Below are 2,746 nucleotides of genomic sequence, written 5' to 3' on the forward strand. Positions count from 1 at the left end.
CGTCTTCCCATCAGCACACCAACGGCCATTGTCAGAATGCACGGGCCACGCTCTGGCCTTAGGGTCGGCGAGTAAATGTGCTCAGCCTCTCTGGGGTGCCTGATGTGGAAAAACGCCCTACGCGCACTCGCCGCCGTGTTGCTGACGGCCGTGATTCCGGTCGGACCCGCAACGGCTGCTCCGAGCCCGTCGCCCAGCCCAAGCGACAATGCGATGTGCAAGACCGCGCGCAGGAACCTCGACGCTGGTTATCTCGATCGCGCGCAAAAGCTCTACAGCGACGTCCCGGTGACGGCCGACCCCACAGGCTGTGCGGAGGAAGGACTTCAGAACGTCGCCAAAGCCCGCCAGGACGCCGTGGACCTAGCTGCAAAGGGTCAGCGTGAATTCCGCGACGGGGATCTCGACGCGGCCGATAAATCTTTTCATGAGGCGCTCGCAAAAGACAGATCCAATGTCGCAGCCCAGGATGGTGTATCCCGAGTGGACGACTTGCAGGGGAGGCCGATCCAGAAGGCGTCGTCCAGATGGGACAACTTCTACGACAACTGGATCTTCACGATCGCGAAACTCGTACTCTTCATGGTGGCGGGGACCTTTGTCCTGCTGTCAGCCAGCGGACTTCTCTCGGGGTTCATTGTCAAGGTCGGAGCCATAGCGTGGTCAGAATCCGAGAGGAAAGTTTCCGCAGGAGTCGGACTAGCTCTCATTATTTTCACTGCTGGCATATTCCCCGCATACGTCATGTTCACGCCGTTCACCCCAGGAACACCGCTGCTGTGGGCTGCCGGCATAGTCATCCTGGCAATAGCCGTGCTCATCTTCTACATGGTCGCCCGTGTATCCAAACGGCTGACTAAGCAGGTGACGCCTCGTCAGGGATCACAAGTGTGGCGAGATTGGGCCCCGATGTTGCTCGCGCTCGTTGCCATCATCCTGTTGGGTGTACTCCTGTCCTGTACCGAACTCACAACCCCGCAGAGACGCCTTATGGGCGCCTATGCCGTCCTCGTCGCGTTCGGGATTCTGATCACGGCGGCGGCAGCCGGACAAAAGCTGCGATTGCAGGTCGAGGCACAGTTCGAAGGTTCCATAAATCAGGCCTTCACTGATTACCTTCTCGCCAGAATGCAGGGCCTGGGAACCGAGTCACCTAAGCGTTTCCAGGCCGCAAGCATCCTAGACACAACACCTCTGAGCAACCTCACCATGAACGAACTAAGCGCGCTTCCGTCGGGAACATTCGCGAGCCTTCTGTCCCGCATGTTTTTCGCTCTCAATCCAGGCTACACCTGGCGTGCTCGGGCAGTAATCGTGGACGACAACCGGGTCGCAGTTACCATTTTTCGGAACGGCCAACATGCCGATAGCAGCATCTTCAGCCGCCTAGACCTCGATCTCCCCTCACTCCAGGCTGACCCTTCGGAGGAGAATGCAGCCGACCCGTCTCAATTTGCCACCCACAGTGCCCGAGACCGGGCACGCGCCCAGCTGCTCACAGGAGCAGCGGCTTTCACCCTGCTGCACCTGAGCCGGGTGCATTTGAACCTCCGTGACAGCCTATGCGGTGCGCGAAACTGGAAGAGCGTCACCCTGCAACTAATTGCCACAAGCAAGTCGCTAATAGACCCGCAAGCGAAATCGATTAGTTTGCTGAACAGGGCCATGGACGAGGACCCGGGTTATGTCCTGGCTCGTTTTGAATACCTCTGGGCCCGTTACCGTGAAATACCGACGGAAACCACGGACTACAGGAGCTTCGCGGAGAGTATGGAGCGGCACTACCATCACCCAGAATACGGCGTGAAGGACGGGGAGGGGTGGGTGCCGTTGCGAATCCGCGTACTGTACAGCATCGCAACGCAGTGGCTGAACTACTTCATCATCAGCGGTAAAAGTGATTGGGATGCTCTGCAGCATGCCGAATCCGCCACCACAGAGCTTCTTGAGGTGTGCAAAGCAACCCATAAGGCAGGCCAGGTAGCACTTCTCGCCGAGCGGATGCTGCCATTCGCCCGCAACTTGGAGCGCAGTGTTTTCGTACTGGGGCGGAGGATGGGTCCACTTCCGCCTTTCCACCCTCACTCCGAGGACCCTCCTTCTCCCAAGCTTACGTATGATCACGCCTGCCTGGACTGCTTCCTTCTGGAAGCGCGAGATATCGGCAAAGCCGACGACGCTGTCGAGGATCTCCGGTTCGCTCTTGCCACTGACAGGGATAAGAACGATGCCCGTCATGACCCTTGTTTCAGGGATCTTCAGTCTCACGAAGGCTTCCAGCAGATCGTACATTCCAATGAGTTCCTGGACCTGCCGGTGTTCGTGCAGCACAAGAAGCGTCTGGAATCCGCTGGCCTTACATCCTCGCGTGAACTCGCCCGCCGGACCGATGACGAGGCGCAGCGATCCGCAATGGCGGACTATCTCAAAAGCTCCCCGGTCCTCGTCGACCAGTATCGGGACCTGGCCCTGCTGGCCCAGGTCCATTTGAGTCTTGACGACCCCCGCATGCTGGACATCCTGTGCGCCATTGGAGTGACGTCTCCGGACGGCCTTTCCCAGGCAGCGCAGCGCGATCCAGGGAAGCTGATCTTGAACGTCCGCCAAAAGGCCGCGGAGTACGGCCTCACTAACCTCCCGGGCGTGAGCAAACCTGTTGCCTGGCTGGTGCAGGCGGGAGTGACCAAGCGCAGGGCCCTGGCTGCGATGGTTCAACAACGCCTACGTGATTATCGAGCCGGACACT

1 protein-coding gene is annotated in these 2,746 nt (G+C 59.1%); it reads left to right on the forward strand.

Annotated features, from left to right (window positions below; genetic code table 11):
* Positions 1-102 precede the first annotated feature (102 nt).
* A partial coding sequence (locus ACIG36_RS33280) for an NADH-quinone oxidoreductase subunit J (RefSeq protein WP_399936253.1) occupies positions 103-2,746 on the forward strand: 2,644 nt, incomplete at its 3' end.

The sequence above is a fragment of the Streptomyces sp. NPDC053048 genome, assembly GCF_044547045.1.
Classification (GTDB): Bacteria; Actinomycetota; Actinomycetes; order Streptomycetales; family Streptomycetaceae; genus Streptomyces.